Annotated in this window: 16 protein-coding genes and 1 riboswitch; of the genes, 13 read left to right on the forward strand and 3 right to left on the reverse strand. The window is 70.9% G+C overall.

The window, feature by feature from the left end:
• Nucleotides 1-20 precede the first annotated feature (20 nt).
• The 3 genes from ACLQ23_RS15180 to truA all read left to right on the forward strand — a co-directional run bounded on the left by ACLQ23_RS15180 (nt 21) and on the right by truA (nt 2,551).
• Nucleotides 21-1,043, forward strand: coding sequence for a DNA-directed RNA polymerase subunit alpha (locus ACLQ23_RS15180; RefSeq protein ID WP_007465227.1), 1,023 nt, complete (start codon nt 21-23; stop codon nt 1,041-1,043).
• Nucleotides 1,044-1,077: 34 nt separating this feature from the next.
• Nucleotides 1,078-1,635, forward strand: a complete 558-nt coding sequence (gene rplQ / locus ACLQ23_RS15185; RefSeq protein WP_053653920.1) for a 50S ribosomal protein L17 — start codon at nt 1,078-1,080, stop codon at nt 1,633-1,635.
• Nucleotides 1,636-1,702: 67 nt separating this feature from the next.
• Nucleotides 1,703-2,551: a tRNA pseudouridine(38-40) synthase TruA gene (truA, locus tag ACLQ23_RS15190; RefSeq protein ID WP_425880746.1), complete on the forward strand. Its 849-nt coding sequence runs from the start codon at nt 1,703-1,705 to the stop codon at nt 2,549-2,551.
• A 15-nt stretch (nt 2,552-2,566) separates the two neighbouring features.
• On the opposite strand, the gene ACLQ23_RS15195 is transcribed toward truA, so the two are convergent.
• Nucleotides 2,567-3,625, reverse strand: coding sequence for a hypothetical protein (locus tag ACLQ23_RS15195; RefSeq protein ID WP_355631826.1), 1,059 nt, complete (start codon nt 3,623-3,625; stop codon nt 2,567-2,569).
• A gap of 101 nt (nt 3,626-3,726) precedes the next feature.
• On the opposite strand from ACLQ23_RS15195, the gene ACLQ23_RS15200 reads away from it, so the two are divergent.
• The 3 genes from ACLQ23_RS15200 (at nt 3,727) to ACLQ23_RS15210 (ending at nt 7,082) form a co-directional block, all read left to right on the forward strand.
• Nucleotides 3,727-4,332, forward strand: a complete 606-nt coding sequence (locus ACLQ23_RS15200) for a class I SAM-dependent methyltransferase (protein ID WP_355590485.1) — start codon at nt 3,727-3,729, stop codon at nt 4,330-4,332.
• 40 nt (nt 4,333-4,372) lie between these two features.
• On the forward strand, nt 4,373-6,052 hold the full coding sequence (locus ACLQ23_RS15205) for an ABC-F family ATP-binding cassette domain-containing protein (RefSeq protein WP_355631824.1): 1,680 nt from the start codon (nt 4,373-4,375) through the stop codon (nt 6,050-6,052).
• 67 nt (nt 6,053-6,119) lie between these two features.
• Nucleotides 6,120-7,082 carry an aldo/keto reductase gene (locus tag ACLQ23_RS15210; RefSeq protein WP_355631821.1) on the forward strand — a complete coding sequence of 321 codons (963 nt, stop codon included), beginning with the start codon at nt 6,120-6,122 and terminating at the stop codon, nt 7,080-7,082.
• 83 nt (nt 7,083-7,165) lie between these two features.
• On the opposite strand, the gene ACLQ23_RS15215 is transcribed toward ACLQ23_RS15210, so the two are convergent.
• Together ACLQ23_RS15215 and ACLQ23_RS15220 are read right to left on the reverse strand one after the other, a co-directional pair.
• On the reverse strand, nt 7,166-7,711 hold the full coding sequence (locus ACLQ23_RS15215; RefSeq protein WP_355590494.1) for a hypothetical protein: 546 nt from the start codon (nt 7,709-7,711) through the stop codon (nt 7,166-7,168).
• Between the two features lie 69 nt (nt 7,712-7,780).
• The gene (locus tag ACLQ23_RS15220) at nt 7,781-13,624 is read right to left on the reverse strand and encodes a ThuA domain-containing protein (protein ID WP_425880747.1); all 5,844 of its coding nucleotides are present in this window, start codon (nt 13,622-13,624) and stop codon (nt 7,781-7,783) included.
• 293 nt (nt 13,625-13,917) lie between these two features.
• Nucleotides 13,918-14,026: riboswitch (TPP riboswitch) on the forward strand.
• Between ACLQ23_RS15220 and thiE the strand changes: the two genes are divergently transcribed.
• The 7 genes from thiE (at nt 14,021) to thiC (ending at nt 19,960) form a co-directional block, all read left to right on the forward strand.
• On the forward strand, nt 14,021-14,647 hold the full coding sequence (thiE, locus tag ACLQ23_RS15225; protein WP_425880748.1) for a thiamine phosphate synthase: 627 nt from the start codon (nt 14,021-14,023) through the stop codon (nt 14,645-14,647). Its footprint overlaps the riboswitch before it by 6 nt.
• Nucleotides 14,641-15,855: a glycine oxidase ThiO gene (gene thiO / locus ACLQ23_RS15230; protein ID WP_425880749.1), complete on the forward strand. Its 1,215-nt coding sequence runs from the start codon at nt 14,641-14,643 to the stop codon at nt 15,853-15,855. The genes thiE and thiO overlap by 7 nt, the downstream gene beginning before the upstream one ends.
• Nucleotides 15,846-16,046: a sulfur carrier protein ThiS gene (gene thiS, locus ACLQ23_RS15235; protein WP_355590505.1), complete on the forward strand. Its 201-nt coding sequence runs from the start codon at nt 15,846-15,848 to the stop codon at nt 16,044-16,046. The genes thiO and thiS overlap by 10 nt, the downstream gene beginning before the upstream one ends.
• Nucleotides 16,043-16,822: a thiazole synthase gene (locus ACLQ23_RS15240; RefSeq protein WP_355590508.1), complete on the forward strand. Its 780-nt coding sequence runs from the start codon at nt 16,043-16,045 to the stop codon at nt 16,820-16,822. Before thiS ends, ACLQ23_RS15240 begins: the two co-directional genes overlap by 4 nt.
• 92 nt (nt 16,823-16,914) lie before the next feature.
• A complete protein-coding gene (locus ACLQ23_RS15245) occupies nt 16,915-17,568 on the forward strand; it encodes a thiamine phosphate synthase (protein ID WP_425734894.1) in 654 nt (217 codons plus the stop codon).
• A complete protein-coding gene (thiD, locus tag ACLQ23_RS15250; protein ID WP_355590511.1) occupies nt 17,565-18,350 on the forward strand; it encodes a bifunctional hydroxymethylpyrimidine kinase/phosphomethylpyrimidine kinase in 786 nt (261 codons plus the stop codon). Before ACLQ23_RS15245 ends, thiD begins: the two co-directional genes overlap by 4 nt.
• Before the next feature lie 17 nt (nt 18,351-18,367).
• Nucleotides 18,368-19,960: a phosphomethylpyrimidine synthase ThiC gene (thiC, locus tag ACLQ23_RS15255; RefSeq protein WP_355631810.1), complete on the forward strand. Its 1,593-nt coding sequence runs from the start codon at nt 18,368-18,370 to the stop codon at nt 19,958-19,960.
• Nucleotides 19,961-19,964 lie beyond the last annotated feature (4 nt).

The raw sequence follows: 19,964 nt of genomic DNA on the forward strand, positions 1-19,964 counted from the left end.
CCCGGAAGAGAAGAGAAAAGATGCTCATCAGCCAGCGACCCTCCCTCTCCGAGGAGTCGATCAACGAGACCCGGTCGCGGTTCGCCATCGAGCCGCTGGAGCCGGGCTTCGGCTACACCCTGGGCAACTCGCTGCGGCGCACGCTGCTGTCGTCGATCCCGGGTGCGGCGGTCACCTCGATCAAGATCGACGGCGTGCTGCACGAGTTCACCACGATCCCCGGTGTCAAGGAGGACGTGGTCGAGCTCGTCATGAACATCAAGGAGCTGTGCGTCAGCTCCGAGCACGACGAGCCGGTCAGCATGTACCTGCGCAAGCAGGGCCCGGGCGACGTGACCGCGGGCGACATCCAGCCCCCGGCCGGCGTCTCGGTGCACAACCCGGACCTGAAGCTCGCCACCCTCAACGGCAAGGGCCGGCTCGACATGGAGCTGACCGTCGAGCGGGGCCGGGGCTACGTGACGGCCGCGCAGAACAAGCAGTCCGGCGCCGAGATCGGCCGGATCCCGGTCGACTCGATCTACTCGCCGGTGCTGAAGGTGACCTACCGCGTCGAGGCGACCCGTGTCGAGCAGCGCACCGACTTCGACCGGCTGATCATCGACGTCGAGACCAAGCCGTCGATGGGTCCGCGTACGGCGCTGGCGTCGGCCGGTTCGACGCTTGTGGAGCTGTTCGGTCTGGCTCGGGAGCTTGACGAGACCGCCGAGGGCATCGACATCGGGCCGTCCCCGCAGGACGCTCAGCTGGCGGCGGATCTCGCCCTGCCGATCGAGGAGCTGGACCTCACCGTCCGCTCCTACAACTGCCTCAAGCGCGAGGGCATCAACTCCGTTGGTGAGCTCATCGGGCGTACCGAGGCCGACCTCCTCGACATCCGCAACTTCGGTCAGAAGTCGATCGACGAGGTCAAGATGAAGCTCGCCGGGATGGGTCTGGGGCTGAAGGACTCGGCTCCGAACTTCGACCCGGCGCACGTCGTGGACACCTTCGGCGAGGCCGACTACGACACCGACGACTACCGCGAGACCGAGCAGCTCTAGTCCGCGCTGCCGCCACATTTGAGGAGCACCAAAAATGCCCACGCCCACCAAGGGCCCCCGCCTCGGCGGCAGCCCCTCGCACGAGCGGCTGATGCTGGCGAACCTGGCCACCGCGCTGTTCCAGCACGGCAAGATCCAGACCACCGAGACGAAGGCCCGGCGGCTGCGTCCGCTGGCCGAGCAGCTCATCACCAAGGCCAAGCGCGGTGACCTCGCCTCGCGGCGGCGGGTGCTGGGTGTCGTCAAGGACAAGGACGTGGTCTACGCCCTGTTCGACCAGATCGCGCCCCGGTACTCCAACCGCCCCGGCGGTTACACCCGGATCGTGAAGACCGGTCCCCGCAAGGGCGACAACGCGCCGATGGCGATCATCGAGCTGGTCGAGGAGCTTCAGGTCGCAGAGCCCAAGGTGAACAAGAAGACCGCGGCCCGCAAGGCTGCGCAGCAGGACAAGGTCGAGGCGCTCGCCCCGGCCGACGAGGCCCCGAAGTCGGCTCCGGCCGACCAGGACTCCGAGGCGCCGGTGTCGGCGTCCGGTGACACCGACGCCGCCCGCGAGGACAGCGACGAGGCCACCGAGAACAAGGCCTGATCAAGGGCAACGTCGGGCCCGGCACCCCATCGGGGTGCCGGGCCCGACCCATGACAGGAGGTACGAGGTGGACGAGCGGATCCGGCTGCGGCTGGACGTCTCCTACGACGGTGCGGACTTCTCCGGCTGGGCCGCCCAGCCGACCCGGCGCACCGTCGCCGGCGTGCTCGTCGAGACCCTGGACCTGGTCCTCGGCGCCGGCACGGTCACCGGGTTGACGGTCGCCGGGCGGACCGACGCGGGGGTGCACGCCACCGGTCAGGTCTGCCACCTCGACCTTCCCGTCGACGTGTGGCGGCAGCACGAGGGGCGGCTGCTGCGGCGGCTGGCCCGGCTGCTTCCCACCGACGTACGGGTGACGGCGATGACCGAGGTGCCGGCCGACTTCGACGCCCGCTTCTCGGCGACCTTCCGGCGCTACGAGTACCGGGTGACCGACGCCGTGTTCGGTGCCGAGCCACTGCGCCGGCACGAGGTGCTGGCCTGGCCGAGGCCGCTGGACCTGGGCGCGCTGAACGCGGCGGCGGCGGGCCTGGTGGGGGAGCACGACTTCGCCGCGTACTGCCGGCGCAAGGAGAACGCGACGACGCTGCGCGAGGTGACCCGGCTGGACTGGCGTCGGGAGCCGGACGGCATCCTGGTCGCCACCGTGCAGGCGGACGCGTTCTGCCAGGCGATGGTGCGCAGCCTGGTGGGGGCGATGCTGGTGGCCGGCGACGGTCGCCGCCCGGTCGAGTGGCCGGGCAGCCTGCTGACCCGTCAGGAACGCTCCAGCGAGGTGACAGTGGCGCCCGCGCACGGGTTGACACTTGTGGTGGTCGGTTACCCGGCCGACCCGACCGAGTACGCGCGCCGCGCCGACCTCACCCGCCGCCTACGCGTCCCGGTGGGGGACGCGGCACCTGTCGAGGGCTGACGGTCCGGCAGCCTGTCAGTCGCCCGGCAGCTCGTCCTCACTGCCGCTCTGGCTGCCGCTGCCCTCTGTGGCCGCCGGCGTGGGCTGTACGGCCATCGCGGTGTCGGCCCGGCGTTGCAGGACGCCTCGGCTGAGGTGCACCTCGATCATGTCGAACAGCACCTCCCGGATCTTGGCGTCGCCGGACTTGACGGCGGCCCCGTCGGCGCGGACCACCAGGGCGTACGCCAGGTAGTGCCCGCGGACCTGCCAGCCGACCCGCGCCGGTGCGCTTGTCAGCGCGTCGGTGCCGTCGTCGTCGCCGGTGGTCAGACCCCGGAAGCGGCCCTGCCGTTCGTCGAGCAGTTGCCGGAGCCGGTCGCGGGTCCGTTCCGCGCTGACCTTGTCGGTGAGGTTGAACAGGCCGGTGGTGACCAGGTGGTCGCCGCTCGGTGACCGCAGGGTGGCCCGTACGACCTGGTTGCAGCCGAGGCGGACCAGCAGGTCGGCCACCTCCCCGGTGGCGGCGACGGCGCAACTGCCGCTGGACTGCGTCTTGAGCACCTTGTAGGCGGGCTGGCCGTCGGCGAGCTTCAGCTCCTTGCCGGGGAAGAGTTCCTTGGCGGTGAGCGGGGCCTGGTCGGTGTCCCGGGAGTCGAGGTCCTGTCGCTGGGCGGGGGTGGGCGCGGCGGCGTTCGGCTGGAGCGTCGGGGTGGTCTGCGGCTCCTGGTTGCGGTCCGCCAGCAGTGCGGCGGCGCCCAGGCCGCAGAGGGCGAGCAGGACCAGGACGGCGGCACCGCCGACGACCGCCTGCCAGAGTCGCCCGCCACTGCGCCGGGTGGACGGATCCACCGGCTGGGCGGAGGTGTAGACCTGACCGAGAGGGGTGCTGGTCCCAGTGGCGGCACGGGTGGCCGGTGGTGGTTGCGTCGAGGGCAGCATCAACTGGTTCGGCCGGGGCAGCGACGGGGCCGGAAAGCGCGACGGGGAAGGCCCGGCCGCCGGAGGCGGCCCGGCGCCGAGCGCGGGCAGGTCGGACCCGGGCTCCGGGTACTCCTCGAATGCGTCCTCATCGGACTCGTACCGATACACCATGTTGCCCAGAGTAGGAGCCATTGTCCCTTTAGGGGCAATAATGGGAAATGTGCGTGCGGGCCGTGTCGTGAGCATGCCGAGCCGGTGCGAGAATTGCCGACGTGACCGGCGACCACTACTTCAGCGCTCAACCCGCAAGCGAAGCCCCGGCGCGCGAGGTCGAGTTCACCGTCGCCGACCGCGACTACCGGCTCGGCTCGGCCGGCGGGGTCTTCTCCGCCAGCCGCCTCGACCCCGGCACCGCCGTGCTCCTGCGCAAGGCCGAGCTTCCCACCGCCGACACCACAGGTGACCTGCTCGACCTCGGCTGCGGGTTCGGCCCGATCGCCTGCGTGCTTGCCGACCTGGCACCGGCCAGCACCGTCTGGGCGGTCGACGTCAACGCCCGTGCCCGCGAACTCACCGAAGCCAACGCGGCCCGGGTGAACGCCGCCGACCGGGTCCTGGTCCGCGCGCCGGACGACGTGCCGGCAGAGGTTCGATTCGCCCAGCTCTGGTCCAACCCACCCATCAGGATCGGCAAGGACGACCTGCACGAGTTGTTGCGGCGCTGGCTTCCCCGGCTCGCCCCGGACGGCGTCGGCTGGCTTGTCGTCGCCCGCCACCTCGGCGGCGATTCGCTGCACCGCTGGCTCACCGACGAAGGCTGGCAGGTCGAGCGGCACGCCAGCCAGAAGGGTTTCCGGGTGCTGCGGGTCACCCGGTAATTGGATGTCCCAGCGGCCCGCGCTGGGGCAGGATCCCGGCGTGGGATACGTGGACGTGGCAGCGGTCGGGCACATCCTGCCCGACGGTCGGGAACTCTTCGCCGACGTGTCGTTCCGGGTCGGCGAGGGCAGCAAGGTCGCCCTTGTCGGGCCGAACGGCGCGGGAAAGACGACGCTGCTGAGGATGGTCGCCGGTGATCTGCCGGTGCGTACCGGCACCGTCGCGCGGGCCGGCGGACTGGGCGTGATGCGCCAGTTCATCGGCATGATCGGCGACGAGACGACACTCGCCGACCTGGCCCTGTCGCTCGCCCCGCCACCGCTGCGCGACGCCGGCCGCCGGCTCGCCGACACCGAGGCGGCAATGCGGGCGGCCGAGGTCCGCGGCAAGTTCAGCAGCGCCGCAGGCAAGGCACAGTTGGCGTACGCCGACGCGCTGGGCGCCTGGGGCGAGACCGGCGGGTACGACGCCGAGGTGCTCTTCGACACCGTCGCCACAATCGTGCTCGACAAGCCCTGGGACGCCGTCCGGGACCGGCCGGTGCGCACCCTCTCCGGCGGGCAGCAGAAGCGCTTCGCGTTGGAGTTGCTGCTGCGCGGCCCGGACGAGGTGTTGCTGCTCGACGAGCCGGACAACTTCCTCGACGTACCGGGCAAACGCTGGCTGGAGGCGCGGCTGCGCGAGTCCACCAAGTCGGTGCTCTACGTCTCGCACGACCGGGAGCTGCTGGCACAGACCGCCGACCGGGTGGTCGCCGTGGAGGGTGGCAGCGCCTGGGTGCACCCGGGCGGCTTCACCAGCTGGCACGAGGCGCGGGTCGCTCGGCACGCACGCCTCGACGAGCTGCGCCGACGCTGGGACGAGGAGCACCAGAAGCTGCGCGAGCTGATGCTGATGTACAAGCAGAAGGCGGCGTACAACGACGGGTTGGCCTCGCGCTACCAGGCCGCGCAGACCAGGTTGCGCAAGTTCGAGGAGGCCGGGCCGCCGCCCGTACCCCCGAAGGACCAGGACATCCGGATGCGGCTGACCGGCGGGCGGACCGGCAAGCGCGCGGTCATCTGCGACCAGCTGGAGCTCGACGGCCTGACATTCCCCTTCGACCTGGAGATCTGGTACGGCGACCGGGTGGCGGTGCTCGGTGCCAACGGCACCGGCAAGTCGCACTTCCTGCGGCTGCTGGCCCGGGGCGGCACCGACCCCGACCCGGCGAACGGGCCGGTCGACGGTGCGGGCGCGCTCGCACCGGTGGCGCACGAGGGCACTGCCCGGCTGGGTGCCCGGGTCCGCCCGGGGCACTTCTCCCAGACCCACGACCGGCCGGAGCTGATGGACAGGACGCTCGTCGAGATCCTGTGGCGGGGCGACGAGCACCGTACCGGGATGGACCGGCACGCGGCGATGGGTGTGCTCAGCCGCTACGAGCTGGCAGCGCAGGGCGACCAGCGGTTCGGGACCCTCTCCGGCGGGCAGCAGGCCCGCTTCCTGGTGCTGCTGCTGGAGCTGTCCGGCGCGACCCTGCTGTTGCTCGACGAGCCCACCGACAACCTCGACCTGGCCAGCGCGGAGGCCCTTGAGGCGGGCCTGAACGCGTTCGAGGGGACAGTGGTGGCTGTCACCCACGACCGCTGGTTCACCCGCTCCTTCGACAGGTTCGTGCTGTTCCGGGGCGACAGCGAGGTGGTGGAGACCCCCGAGCCGGTGTGGGACGTCGGCTGAGAGCGAAGGAGGGGCCCCTTACTAACGCCTGGCGTTAGTAAGGGGCCCTTCCTTCGCTGGGCATAGGGTGGATCTCGTGACTGAGATGACCTATCGCCGGCTGGGTGACTCCGGGCTCGTGGTGTCCGTCGTCGGCATCGGCTGCAACAACTTCGGCCGCAAGCTCGACCTCGACGGCACCCGCGCGGTGGTGGACGCGGCCCTGGACGCCGGGATCACCCTCTTCGACACCGCCGACATCTACGGCGAGCCGCAGGGAGGGTCCGAGGAACTGCTCGGGCAGGCGCTCAAGGGCCGCCGCGACGACGTGGTGGTGGCCACCAAGTTCGGGATGGACATGCACGGTCTCAACGGGCCGGACTTCGGCGCCCGGGGCGCGCGGCGCTACATCGCCCGCGCGGTGGAGGCGTCGCTGCGCCGACTCGGCACCGACCACATCGACCTGTACCAGATGCACGAGCCCGACCCGGGCACCCCGATCGACGAGACCCTCGCGGCCCTCGACGACCTGGTCCGCGACGGCAAGGTGCGCTACCTGGGCAACTCCAACTTCTCCGGGTGGCAGATCGCCGACGCCGACTGGGTGGCTTCCTCCAACGGTCGGTCCCGCTTCATCAGCGCGCAGAACCACTACAACCTGCTGGAGCGCTCCGTCGAGGCCGAGGTGATCCCCGCCTGCGAGCGGTTCGGCCTCGGCATGCTGCCGTTCTTCCCGCTCGCCAACGGCCTGCTCACCGGTAAGTACAAGCGCAGTGAGAAGCCACCGGCGGGCAGTCGGCTCGCCGGCGGCGGCCGGTACGCCGAGCGCCTCGCCGCGGCCAACTGGGACACCATCGAGGCGCTCGAGGCGTACGCCGCCGAGCGGGGTCTGACAATGCTCCAGGTGGCGATCGGCGGGCTGGCCGCCCAGCCGGCGGTGACCTCGGTGATCGCCGGTGCCACCACGCCCGAGCAGGTGCACGCCAACGCCGCGGCCGGCACCTGGGAGCCCAGCGACGAGGACCTGGCGGCGCTGCGCGCCATCGGCTGATCTCGGACGTTCGAACGCGACAGGCCCGCGTTCCCTGAAGTCGGGGTGACCCGGGCCCGGAACACCCCGACTTCAGGGGCCGATCAGTCGTTCTGCGTGCCGGTGCGGCGGCGACCGAACAGCATCGCCACCCCCATCGCGGCGGCGGTGAGCACCAGGCCGGCAGCCGCGATCGGCCACCAACCGCCGCCCGCGCCACTGCCGGCGGCACGGTTCGTGTCCGCCGTCACGGCCACCGGCGCGGGAGCCGGCGCGGTCTGTGCGACCTTCGCCTGGATGTCGGCGGTCGCCTTACCGGGATTCGGGGCCGGAGCGGTCACTGTCACCCGCCACTTACCCGGGGAGAGCAGAGGGCCGCTGCTGTAGAAGCCCTGCCCCTCGGGTGCCGGCTCCAGTTGCACCGGGCCGATCCGCTGCCCGTCCGGACCAGTGCCGGTGAGGACCAACCGCACCGGCTTGTCCAGCCGGTGCCCGTCGCTGTAGGTGGCCTGGATGGTCACCCCTTCGGCACCGTCACCGGCGACCTCGAGCTTCAGCTTGCCGGTGTGCGCCGCCGCAGGGGCGGCGGAGAGCAGCGCCAGGACCAACCCGACGACCACGGCGGTGAACACCGCGCGGATACGAGTCACGATGTCTCCTCACTGAGCTGAGGAGGCCCCTTCCCGACACCGAGGTGTCGGGAAGGGGCCCCGGATGGATCAGAGCTGGCGACCCGGAGCGAGCCGCGTGACGTCGTCACCCAGTCGCCCGGCACCCTTTACGGGCTTGCCCTTGTTCGCCTTGACCCCGGCGTTGCTGGCCGGCGTTCCGCCCAGCCGCACCGTCATGGCATCGGCGTCGCGGACCAGCACGTCCCGGATCTCCGCCTCGGTCACCAACTTGGTGTCCGCGGCGAGCTTCCGGAAGGCGTCAAGCTCCTTGAGCGCCTTGTTGTCGTTGCCGGCCGCCTCAGCCTTGCGGACGGCGTCGAGCTTCTTCGTCAGATCCTTGTGGGCCTTGGCCGAGAGCCGCCCCGTCGCCTTGAACCGGTCCAGCAGGTTCTGCATGTCCCGGAACGAGGTGGTGACGAAGAACCGGACCGCCGAGGTGGTCTTGTTGCCCGCCTTGTCGGTAGCGGTGACGGTCAGCTCGTGCAGGCCGAGCGGCAGCTCGTACATGGCCTGCAAGGTGCCGCTGGCGTACGCCTTGCCGTCCAGCGTGCCGACCACGGACGCGATGCCCGAGGTCGGGTCGACGGCCTGCCAGGACACCCGTACGTCCTGGCTGTCGCCGTAGAGCTGGCCGTCGGCGATGCCGGACACCAGCAGCGTCGGCTTGGTGCCGTCGATGCGCAGCACCGCCGACTTCAGCGTCTCGGCGTTGCCCGCCTTGTCGGTCGAGCGGAACAGCAGCTCGTGCTGCCCGTCACCGGTCACCTCGACCGGCTCCGAGTACGGCGTCCACGCGCCGCCGTCGAGCGACCACTCCACCGACTTCACACCGGAACCGGCGTCGGTAGTGGCCAGCACCACCGGGATGGCCCCGTTGTGCCAGCCCTCGTCGTTCGCCGGAGCGAACGTCGCCGAGGTCACCGGCGCCGTGGTGTCGATCTTGACCGAAACGGTCTTCGTCGACTCCACGTTGCCCGCCTGGTCCGTCGAGCGGAACCGCAGCTCGTGCTCGCCGTCACCGCTTACCGTCACCGGCTCGGTGTAGGGCGTCCACGCGGTGGCACCGTCCAGCTGGTACGACGTACCGGCCAGGCCGCTACCACCGGCCTCGTCGGCGGCGGTAAGCGTGACCGTCACCGGCCCGGTGTACCACCCCTCGGTCGGGGTACCGGACACCGCCGCCGTCGTCACCGGCGCGGTCTCGTCGGCCGACTCGGTGCTGAGCCGGAAGTAGTCGAACGAGGCTGTCTTCGACGCCGTCTGGTTGCCGCCGAGGGTGAACAGACCGACCTTCGGGGTGGCCCCGACCGCGCTGTTGGTCAACGACTCCAACGCGGTCCAGGTCGTCCCGTCGGCCGAGTACGACGCGGTGAACGTGTCGCCGCTGCGCGCCAGCCGCAGGTGCCACACCGCCGAGGTCAGGCCCGTCGCCCCCGGCTGCGGGTCCTGGACCGTCCCGCCGATCTCGTTGCGGAACTCGATCCGCCACGACACCGCCTGGCCAGGCTGGTTGTCCGCGACGAAGTCGAACTTCAGGTAGTTGTCGTCGTCCGCCAGCACGATCAGTCCGGCCTGCTGGTACTGCTCGTTCAACAGGCTGCCGTCGACCTTCGTCTCCAGGGTCCAGTCGCCCGAGGGCGCGGTCTGGAGGATGAAGTTCTTCGGCCCGGTGTTGTCGGCGCCGTAGATGTCACCGTTGGGCACGTCGATCCGCAGCGCGCCACCGGTCACCCGGTAACCCGCCGGGTCCTCCCGCAGGATCGCGTCCCAGCGGCACTTGTCAAGCGTGCTGCCGGTGAACTCGTCCGACGGGTCGACCGGCCCGGCCGGAGCATCCGGCGTGACCTGGAACGAATCGAAGGCCGCGTCGACCACCGGTGCCTCGGTGCCACCGTTGAGCGCGAAGACCCCGATCCGCGGGTTGGTGATGCCGGCGAGATCGGCCGACCGGCCGACAGTGCTGAACGTCTGCCCGTCGCCCGAAACGGCGGCGGTCAGGTTCGTCCCGTCGCTGGTGATCCGCAGGTACACGGTGTCACCCGCCGGTGCGGCGACGCTGTCGGCGGACTCGTTGCGAGGCGTGCCAGCCGTCTCCCGGATGAACTCCACCCGTCGGCTGCCGTTGTACAGCAGGTCCACCTTGGCGTAGTTGTCGTCGTCGCCGTAGACCAGCAGGCCAGCCTGCTGGTAGTTGGCAGTGACCGGCAGGGTGACCTTGGTGGTGATCTCCCAGGCGCCGGTCGGGGCCGGCTGGAGCACCAGGTTGGTGGCGTCGTTGCGAGCGCCGTAGAGGTCACCAACACCGGTCGGCAGCCGCAGCGAGCCGCCGCTGACCGAGTAGAGCTGGTTCTCCCGGACCACTGTCCAACGGTCCTTGTCGAGGCTGGTGCCGTTGAAGTCGTCCGAACGCGCCCCGAAGCAGGACGTGTCCGGAGCGTTCACCCGCACCGGCACCGTGGCGTAGGACTTGGCGCCCTTGCTGTCGGTCACCGTGAGGGTGGCCGTGAACGTGCCAGGGCTGGTGTAGGTGTGGCTGGCGTCCAGAGTGGACGCCGAACCGCCGTCACCGAAGTCCCAGGCGTACGTCAGCGGAGTGTCGCCCTCGGCGTCGGTGGCCGTGCCGTCGAAGGCCACGGTGACCGGCGCGGTGCCCGTCGTCGGGGTGGCGGTGGCGGTGACCACCGGCGGCGCGTTCTCGGTGACGCCGCGCCCGACGAAGTCCATCCAGTTGACGTTGAACAGCGAGCCCGTCCCGCCGTTCGGGTCGCGGGCAACGAAGTACAGCGAGCCGCTCGCGGCACCGGTGACCGGCGCGCTCACGTCCGTGTACGTCTGCCACGCCCCGGTCGCCGGCACTGTGGCAGTGGCGACCACCGGTCCGTCGACAGCACCCGCACGGACCTCGATCCGACCGCCGGCGGCGGCCGAGGCGGCCCGGAACCGGATCTCGGAGATGTTGAGCAGATCCGCCGGGGCCACCGACCACCAGTCGCCGTCCTCGATGAACCCGATGTTCTGGCCGCCGCCCGCGCTGTCGGCGCCGGTCTCCCGCTGCACGCCGGGGTCTCCACCGCCGGTGCTCACCGGCGCACGGCCGGTGGCGGTGAAGTACTCGGCCTGCTTCTGCTTCGGCTGGAGGATCTCGATCGCCCGGCCGGTGAGCGCGCCGGAGCCGCCGTTGCCGCCCTTGTCGGTGTAGGTGGCCTCGAAGACCGCGAACACGTTCGCCTCGGCGCCGTGCCCGGAGGCGAGCGACGTCTGGACGGTGCCGGTGCAGCCGGTGTGCTGCTCCAACGGGTGGGCGTGCTCGTCGTGACCGAGCAGCACCTGCAACTGCACCTCGTCGCAGTCGATCTGGCCGTCCTCCGGGTCCGTCACCTTGATCGTGTAGCGGACCTGGTCACCCCAGTTGAAGAAGCCGCCGTCCGGTGGGAACTCGATGGTCACCGTCGGCGCGGTGTTGCCCACTGTGACCGGCACGTTGGCCACCGCGGTACGGCCCTTCGGGTTGGTCACCGTGAGCTGGGCGGTGTAGTTGCCCGCTGAGGCGTACGTGTGCGTCGGGTTCGCCTCGGTGGAGGTCTGCCCGTCGCCGAAGGCCCAGGCGTAGGTGAGCGTGCCGCCGTCCGGGTCGCGGGAACCGGCGCTGGAGAACGTGACAGTCAGCGGTGCCGGACCCGAGGTCGGGGTGGCCGACGCCGCCGCGATGGGCGCGCGGTCCCCGGCGGTGTAGTCGATCCGGTAGACGCCGGAGTTGTCGTTGTTGCCACCGAAGCCGCTGCCCCACTCGATCAGGTACAGCGCGCCGTCCGGGCCGAACTCGAAGTCCATCGGCCGGATCATGCTCATGCCGGTGAGCAACTGGTTGATGTCCACCAACGACTTGCCGTCGGCGCTCATCTGCATCGTGTACATCTTCGACTGGTTCCACTCGCCGAGCAGCGCCTTGCCGTCGTAGTACGCCGGCCACTTCCGCGTCGAGTTGAGGTCCGCGTCGTACCGGTAGACCGGGCCGCCCATCGGGGCGCCGCCGCCGCCGATCTCCGGGTACCGCGCGTCACCGGCGTAGCCGTAGTCGACGGTGGCCGGAACGACAGGCGGGAGGTTGGTCAGGCCGGTGTTGTTAGGCGAGTCGTTAACCGGCGCCGCGCAGTCGAACTTCGCGCCGCTCGGGCCGGACGGGAACGTGTAGTCGTTGTACGCCTCGTTCGTGCCCGTGCAGTACGGCCAGCCGTAGTTGCCGGGGGTGACGACGTTCCACTCGACCAGACCCCGGGGGCCACGGTTCGGGTTGTCCGAGTTGGCGTCCGGCCCGTAGTCCGCCACGTACAGCGTGTTGGTCTTGGGGTCGGTGCCGATCCGGAACGGGTTGCGGAAGCCCATCGCGTAGATCTCCGGACGGGTCTTCTCGGTGCCCGGTGCGAAGAGGTTGCCCGCCGGGACGGTGTACGTCCCGTCGTCCTCCGGGTGGATCCGGATCACCTTGCCGCGCAGGTCGTTGGTGTTGCCAGAGGTGCGCTGCGCGTCGTAGTCCTGGCGGCCCGGCCGCTCGTCGATAGGCGTGTACGCGCTCGACTCGAACGGGTTGGTGTTGTCACCGGTGGCCAGGTACAGGTTGCCGTCGCTGTCGAAGGTCATGCTGCCGCCCGCGTGGCAGCAGGTGTTGCGCTGGGTGTCGACCCGCAGCACCTGCTTCTCGCTTGCCGCGTCGATGGTGTCGCCAGTCACCGTGAACCGGGACAGCAGGTTGCGGGCGACGTTGTCGTTCGGGGCGTAGTAGAGATACACCCACTTGTTCGTGGCGAAGTCCGGGTCGAGCCGGATGCCGATCAGGCCGTCCTCGTTGCCGGTGAAGACGTCCAGGTCGATGGCGGTGACGGTGTTGCCGGTGTCCGGCTTGATGATCTGGACCCGACCGTCGCGCTCGATGTAGAAGACCCGCCCGTCCGGGGCGATGTCCAGCTCCATCGGGTTGCTGGTGTTGCTGTCGAGGGTGACCTTCTCGAAGTTTGAGGTCTTCGAGGCGCCGCAGTCGGCGTCGACAACGCCGGCAGCCGTCTGGATGCCACCGAGCAGATGGCTGAGGAACTCCGGCTCGGCGAACGACTCACGCGTGTGCCCGCCCCCGGTGTACCAGGAACGGCCGCCGTCGAAGTCCTGACACCAGGCCGTCGGGTGATCGGCGCCCATCGCGCCGGCGCCCGGGCTGTAGCTCTTCTCGTCCAGGCTGGCCAGCACGTGCACGTCCGGCCGCGGGTTGGTCTGGAAGTTGTACCACTCGTCGAAGCGGGACCAGCGGTCGGGCAGCTCCGCAGTGGACGGGTGGGCGTGGTCCTCCACCTTGACGGTGGCCTGCTGGTTGGCCGGGTGGTTGGCGAAGTACGCGCCGACCAGATCGCCGTACCAGGCCCAGCTGTACTCGGTGTCCGAGGCGGCGTGGATGCCGACGTAACCGCCGCCGGCCTGCACGTACCGCTCGAACGCCGCCTGCTGTTCGGCGTTGAGGACGTCGCCGGTGGTGGAGAGCCAGATCACCGCCTTGTACTTGGCGAGGTTGGCGTCGTTGAACGCCGCGCCGTCCTCAGTGGCGTCCACTGTGAACCCGTTCGTCGCCCCGAGCTGCTGGATGGCGGCGACGCCGGTGGGGATGGAGTCGTGCCGGAATCCGGCGGTCTTGGAGAAGACCAGGACCGAGAAGGGATCAGCGGCGGCGGCCTTCGGTGCCTTCGGCACCACCTGACTGACGGGGGTGACGGCCTGCGCGTCCCGCGGGGGGACCTGGGCGGGGGCCGGGGCTGCCTGTGCGGGCAGGCCGAACAGGGTGGTCGAGACGAGGGCCAGGGAGAGCAGGGTAGCGGTTAGTGGTACGCGGGCACGACGAGATCGTGACACGCCGCCTCCTATGTCGCGGTGGACAGGAAATGCGGGGGGCGGCTCGCCGAAGACCGTCCCAGATGGAGCCGGGTGAGGCACCGTGCCAGGGTGCCCGCGCCGGCATTTTTGTCGAATCGCTGAACAAATTAATTCCGTTGGATCTATGTCGGGCAAGATGCCGGCGGGTAACGGTTCTGCAACGGTGGGCGACATTCCTGGCAGGACCGGGATGAAGTGCCCGACGGATCCCGCCATCTGAGCCGGGGCATCCCGCCCTTGGCACGTCAACAGAACTGTCGTACGGTGATGTGCAAGTAACCCACGGGAGCCCGGTGTGCCGGGCTGAGAGGGGGGCTGAAGCCCCCGACCGTCGAACCTGATCCGGGTAATGCCGGCGCAGGGAGGAGAGTTGCCGTGCCGTCCCTCGGTCGACTGCATCTGATCACCGACACCCGCCCCGGGCAGGACCCCCTAACAGTCGTCCGGGCCGCCCTCACCGCGGCCCGCGCCGACCTGGTCGTCCAGGTGCGGGTCGAGGACTCCGCCACCGACCGTGAGGCGTACGACCTGGCCCGCCGGGTCCTCGCGCTCTGCACGCCGTACGGGGCGACGTGCCTGGTCAACGACCGCCTGCACGTGGCGCTCGCGGTGGGAGCCGCCGGTGGCCACGTCGGCGCCGACGACCTGCCGGTCGCCGCCGGACGCCGGGTGCTCGGCCCCACAGGCGTGCTGGGCGCCACCGCCCGGGCGCCGGAAACAGCGATCGCTGCCATCGCGGCGGGCGCCGACTACCTGGGCGTCGGCCCGTGCCACGCCACCACCACCAAGACCGGGCTGCCGGACCCGATCGGCCCCTCAGGGGTACGCGCCGTCGTCGACGCCGTCGACGTACCCGTCATCGCGATCGGCGGGGTGACCGCCGCCCGGGTGCCGGCACTGCGCGACGCCGGGGCGTACGGGGTGGCTGTCGTCGGCGCGGTCTCCGCAGCCGCCGACCCCGCTCAGGCCACTGCCGAGCTGCTGCAGGCGCTGACGTGTTAAGAGGGGGCCCTTCCTCTACAGCAGCCGTTAACAAGGGGCCCTTCCTTGCGGACGTGGCGGTGGTGGGGGCGGGGCCGATCGGGTTGGCGATCGCCTGGCGGTGCGCCGTACGCGGCCTGCGGGTGGCGCTGCACGACGCGGCACCCGGGTCGGGCGCATCCGCAGTGGCCGCCGGGATGCTCGCCCCGGTCTCCGAGGCGTACTTCGGCGAGCGGCAGCTCACCGACCTGCTGGTGGCCTCCGCCGCCCGCTGGCCCGCGTTCGCCGCAGAGCTGACCGAGACGACAGGCGCCGACCTCGGCTATCGGACCGACGGCACACTGCTCGTCGGGTTGACCGGCGACGACCTGGCCGAGGCGCGCCGGCTGTGGGCGTACCAACAGGGTCTGGGATTGCCGGTGACCCCGCTGCGTCCCAGCGAGCTGCGCCACCACGAGCCGGCGCTCGCGCCACGGGTGCGCGGTGGCGCGCTCGCACCCACCGACCACCAGGTCGACCCACGGCTGCTGGTGCCGGCGCTGCGCACTGCCGCGCAGCGGGCCGGCGTGGTCTTCGTGCCGAGCGCCGTCGACCGTCTGTCCGATGTGGACGCCGACCTCATCGTGGTCGCCGCCGGCTGCGGCGCCGCGGCACTCACCGGTCTGCCCGTGCGGCCGGTGAAGGGCCAGATCCTCCGGCTACGCGCGCCCGGCGGCGTCGCGCCGGGCTTCCGGCACGTGATCCGGGGGTACGCCGACGGGGAGCCCGTCTACCTGGTGCCCCGCGCGGACGGTGAGGTGGTGCTCGGCGCGACAGTCGAGGAGCGCTCCGACACAGGCGTCACCGCCGGTGCCGTGCAGCGGCTGCTGCGCGCCGGTGTCGACCTGCTGCCCGAGCTGGCCGAGTACGACATCGTCGAGGCCGTCGCGGGCCTGCGCCCCGGCACCCCTGACAACGCGCCGATCCTCGGGCCGCTGCCCGGACGGCCCGACGTGCTCGCCGCCACCGGCCACCACCGGCACGGCATCGTGCTCACCCCGATCACCGCAGACCTGATCGCCGACCTGGTGGTCACCGGTGTGGCCGACCCGCTGCTCGCGCCCTTCGGGGCGGACCGGTTCGGCACCTCGGATCGCGAGGGACGCGTTGCCGGCGGGGTGCACGTTCCCGCCGGAGCGGTCGGTGTGGGCGGACCTGAACGGACGATGGAGGAGAACCGGTGGAGTTGACGGTGAACGGGACCGGCCGCAGCGTGGCCGGTGGGACGTCGGTGGCCGACCTCGTCGGCGACATCGCCGGGCAGCACCGCGGGGTGGCGGTGGCGGTGAACGGCGAGGTGGTGCCCCGGGCCGGCTGGCCGGCGACCGTGCTGCGCGACGGCGACCGCGTCGAGGTGCTCACCGCCGCGCAGGGTGGGTGAGCTGCGTGCCGTTCGAACTGGGCGGGGTCACGTTCACCTCGCGGTTGATCCTCGGTACCGGCGGGGCCGCGAACCTGCATGTGCTGGAGCAGGCGATCCGTGCCTCCGGCACCGAGCTGGTCACAGTGGCGCTGCGCCGCGTGGACACCGCACCGGGAACCGCCGGTGGGCTGCTGGACCTGCTGGAGCGGTGCGACGTACGCCTGCTGCCGAACACCGCTGGCTGCTACACGGCTACCGAGGCGGTGAAGGTGGCCCGGCTGGCCCGGGAGGCGTTCGACACCGACTGGATCAAGCTTGAGGTGATCGGCGACGAGCGGACCCTGTTGCCCGACGGCGTGGAGTTGCTCCGCGCCGCCGAGGAACTCGTCGCCGACGGCTTCACAGTGCTGCCGTACACGAGCGACGACCCGGTGCTCGCCCGTCGACTCGCCGACGTGGGCTGCGCCGCAGTGATGCCGGCCGGCTCGCCGATCGGCTCCGGGCTCGGCATCGGCAACCCGCACCACATCCGGCTGATCCGGCAGAGCGTTGACGTGCCCGTCATCCTCGACGCCGGCATCGGCACCGCGTCCGACGCGGCCCTGGCCATGGAGTTGGGCTGCGACGCCGTCCTGCTTGCCAGCGCTGTCACCCGGGCCGCCGACCCGGTGGGGATGGCGACGGCGATGCGGTACGCGGTCGAGGCGGGCCGCCTGGCCGCTCGCGCGGGCCGGATCGAGCGGCGCTTCCACGCCCTCGGATCCACCCCGGACGAGGGAAGACCCGACCTGTGACCCCCCACCCGCTCGCCGCTGATCACCCACGTGCAGATCTTGGAAGCGAACTGCCCCGCACGGGGCCGAATCCTTCCAAGATCTCGGCGGGGATCGTGCCGTCAGGTGTCGTGCTGCTCACCGATCGGCTTGTCGCGTCGGGACCACTCGACCTGGTTGTCGCTCGGGCGGTGGCCGGGGGAGTGCGGTGGGTCGTCCTGCGGGAGAAGGACCTGCCCCGCGTCGAGCGCCTCGCCCTCGCCGGCGACCTGCGCGCGATCCTCGCCGACGTGGGCGGAACCCTCATCGTGGCTGGCCCGGATCCGCTCGACGGTGACGCCGTCCACCTGCCCGCCGCTGGCCCGTACCCGCCGTCGACCCACACAGTCGTCGGCCGCTCCTGCCACGACCGGGCCGAGCTGGCCCGGCTGACCACCGAGCACTACGCCACCATCTCCCCGGTCTATCCCACAAGGACGAAACCCGGGTACGGCCCCCCGCTGCGACCCGACGGACTCCGCAACCTGATCCAGGTCAGCGGCGTGCCAGTCCTCGCCCTCGGCGGCGTGGAAACACCGGAGCAGGTCAATGCATGCGTGCGCGCGGGAGCCGCCGGAGTGGCCGTGCTGGGCGCGCTCATGCGAGCAGAAGACCCCACCGAAACAGCCACCACGCTGACCAGAGCGTTCAAGGAGGCGGTCGCCCCAAGCTCGCGCAGAGGCAGCCAGGTCCCAACGCCCCAAAGCGCAACCAAAGAGGGAACATGACCCCGCGCACAGTCCTCACCATCGCCGGCTCCGACTCCGGCGGTGGCGCCGGCATCCAGGCCGACCTCAAGGTCTTCGCGGCGCTCGGCGCGTACGGCACAAGCGTCCTCACGGCGATCACCGCGCAGAACACCCAGGGTGTCGACGCCGTACTGCCGCTGCCCCCGCGCACGATCACCGAGCAGATGGACAGCGTGCTCGCCGACTTCACAGTGAGCGCTGTCAAGACGGGAATGCTCGGCACACCCGCCGTCGCCGACGCTGTGGCACAGGCCGCCCGCGACGGCCGGCTGCCACAGCTCGTCGTCGATCCGGTGCTCGTCGCCACGAGTGGCCACCGGCTCGGCGTGGTGGCGTCGGTGGAGCGGCTGCTGCCGTACGCGAGGGTGGCGACGCCGAACTGCGCGGAGGCCGCGGCGATCACCGGACGCCCTGTGGACGACGTGGCCGCGATGGTCGTGGCGGCCGAAGCACTCGGTGCCGGCGGCCCGGAACACGTCGTCGTCACCGGCGGCGACCTGGACGGCGACGAGGCGGTCGACGTGCTGTGCGGCGGTGGCGTCACCACGGTGCTGCGCGGGCCACGGGTGGACACCCGGCACACCCACGGCACCGGGTGCTCGTTCTCGGCGGCGATCGCCGTGCGGCTCGCGCTCGGCGATCCGGTGCCGGCGGCGGTCGCTTCCGCAAAGGAGTACGTGCTCCGCGCGCTTACCGGTGGGCGGGGTTGGGAGCTGGGTGCGGGCCGCGGGCCGCTTGATCACTTCGGCTGGTCCGCTTGATCACCAGGGAGGCTGTCATGCAGGCACGAGGCAAGGTGTACGTCGAAGGGTCGCGCCCCGATGTCCGGGTGCCGTTCGCCGAGGTGACGCTCACCGGTGATCACCCGCCGGTGCGCCTCTACGACACGTCCGGGCCCGGTTCCGACCCGGAGGTGGGGCTTCCGCCGCTGCGCGGGCCGTGGATCGCCGAGCGCGGTGACGTGGCGCCGGTGCGGGGCGCGGGCACGCCGCTCGCCGGGGCGGACGGTCGCCGACCCACCCAACTCGCGTACGCGCGGGCCGGTGTGGTGACGCCGGAGATGGAGTTCGTGGCGATCCGGGAGAACGTCGACGCGGAACTGGTCCGGGCCGAGATCGCCGCCGGCCGGGCGGTGCTACCGCTGAACGTCAACCACCCGGAGTGCGAACCGGCGATCATCGGCAAGGCGTTCCTGGTGAAGGTGAACGCCAACATCGGCACCTCGGCCGTCAGCTCGTCGGTCGCCGAGGAGGTGGAGAAGCTCACCTGGGCCACCCGCTGGGGCGCGGACACCGTGATGGACCTGTCCACCGGCAAGCGGATCCACGAGACCCGCGAGGCGATCGTGCGGAACTCGCCGGTCCCGATCGGCACGGTGCCGATCTACCAGGCCCTCGAGAAGGTCGGCGGCGACCCGGTGAAGCTGAGCTGGGAGGTCTTCCGCGAGACGGTGATCGAGCAGGCCGAGCAGGGCGTCGACTACATGACGGTGCACGCTGGCGTGCTGCTGCCGTACGTGCCGCTGGCAGTGGACCGGGTCACCGGGATCGTCTCGCGGGGCGGCTCGATCATGGCGGCGTGGTGCCTGGCCCACCACGAGGAGAACTTCCTCTACACGAACTTCGCCGAGCTGTGCCAGATCCTGGCGCGCTACGACGTGACGTTCTCCCTCGGTGACGGGCTGCGCCCCGGCTCGATCGCCGACGCCAACGACGAGGCGCAGTTCGCCGAACTGCGTACCCTCGGCGAGCTGACGACAGTCGCCTGGGAACACGACGTACAGGTGATGATCGAGGGGCCGGGGCACGTGCCCATGCACAAGATCAAGGAGAACGTGGATCTCCAGCAGGAGTGGTGCCACGAGGCGCCGTTCTACACGCTCGGCCCGCTGACCACTGACATCGCGCCAGCGTACGACCACATCACCTCGGCGATCGGCGCCGCGATGATCGGCATGTTCGGCACCGCGATGCTCTGCTACGTCACCCCGAAGGAGCACCTCGGCCTGCCCGACCGCGACGACGTCAAGGCGGGCGTGATCGCGTACAAGATCGCGGCCCACGCGGCGGACCTGGCCAAGGGACACCCGGGTGCGCAGGCGTGGGACGACGCGCTGTCGAAGGCGCGGTTCGAGTTCCGCTGGGAGGACCAGTTCAACCTCTCACTGGACCCGGAGACGGCGCGCTCCTACCACGACGCGACGCTGCCCGCCGAGCCGGCGAAGACGGCGCACTTCTGCTCGATGTGCGGCCCCAAGTTCTGCTCCATGAAGATCACCCAGGAACTCAAGGAGTACGCGGCACGCGGCATGAAGGACAAGTCGGAGGAGTTCGTCTCCGGTGGTGGACGGGTCTACCTCCCGCTGGCCTGATCAG

Origin of the sequence: Micromonospora sp. DT41 (assembly GCF_049841715.1) — a bacterium.
In the GTDB taxonomy this organism is placed as follows: domain Bacteria; phylum Actinomycetota; class Actinomycetes; order Mycobacteriales; family Micromonosporaceae; genus Micromonospora; species Micromonospora profundi.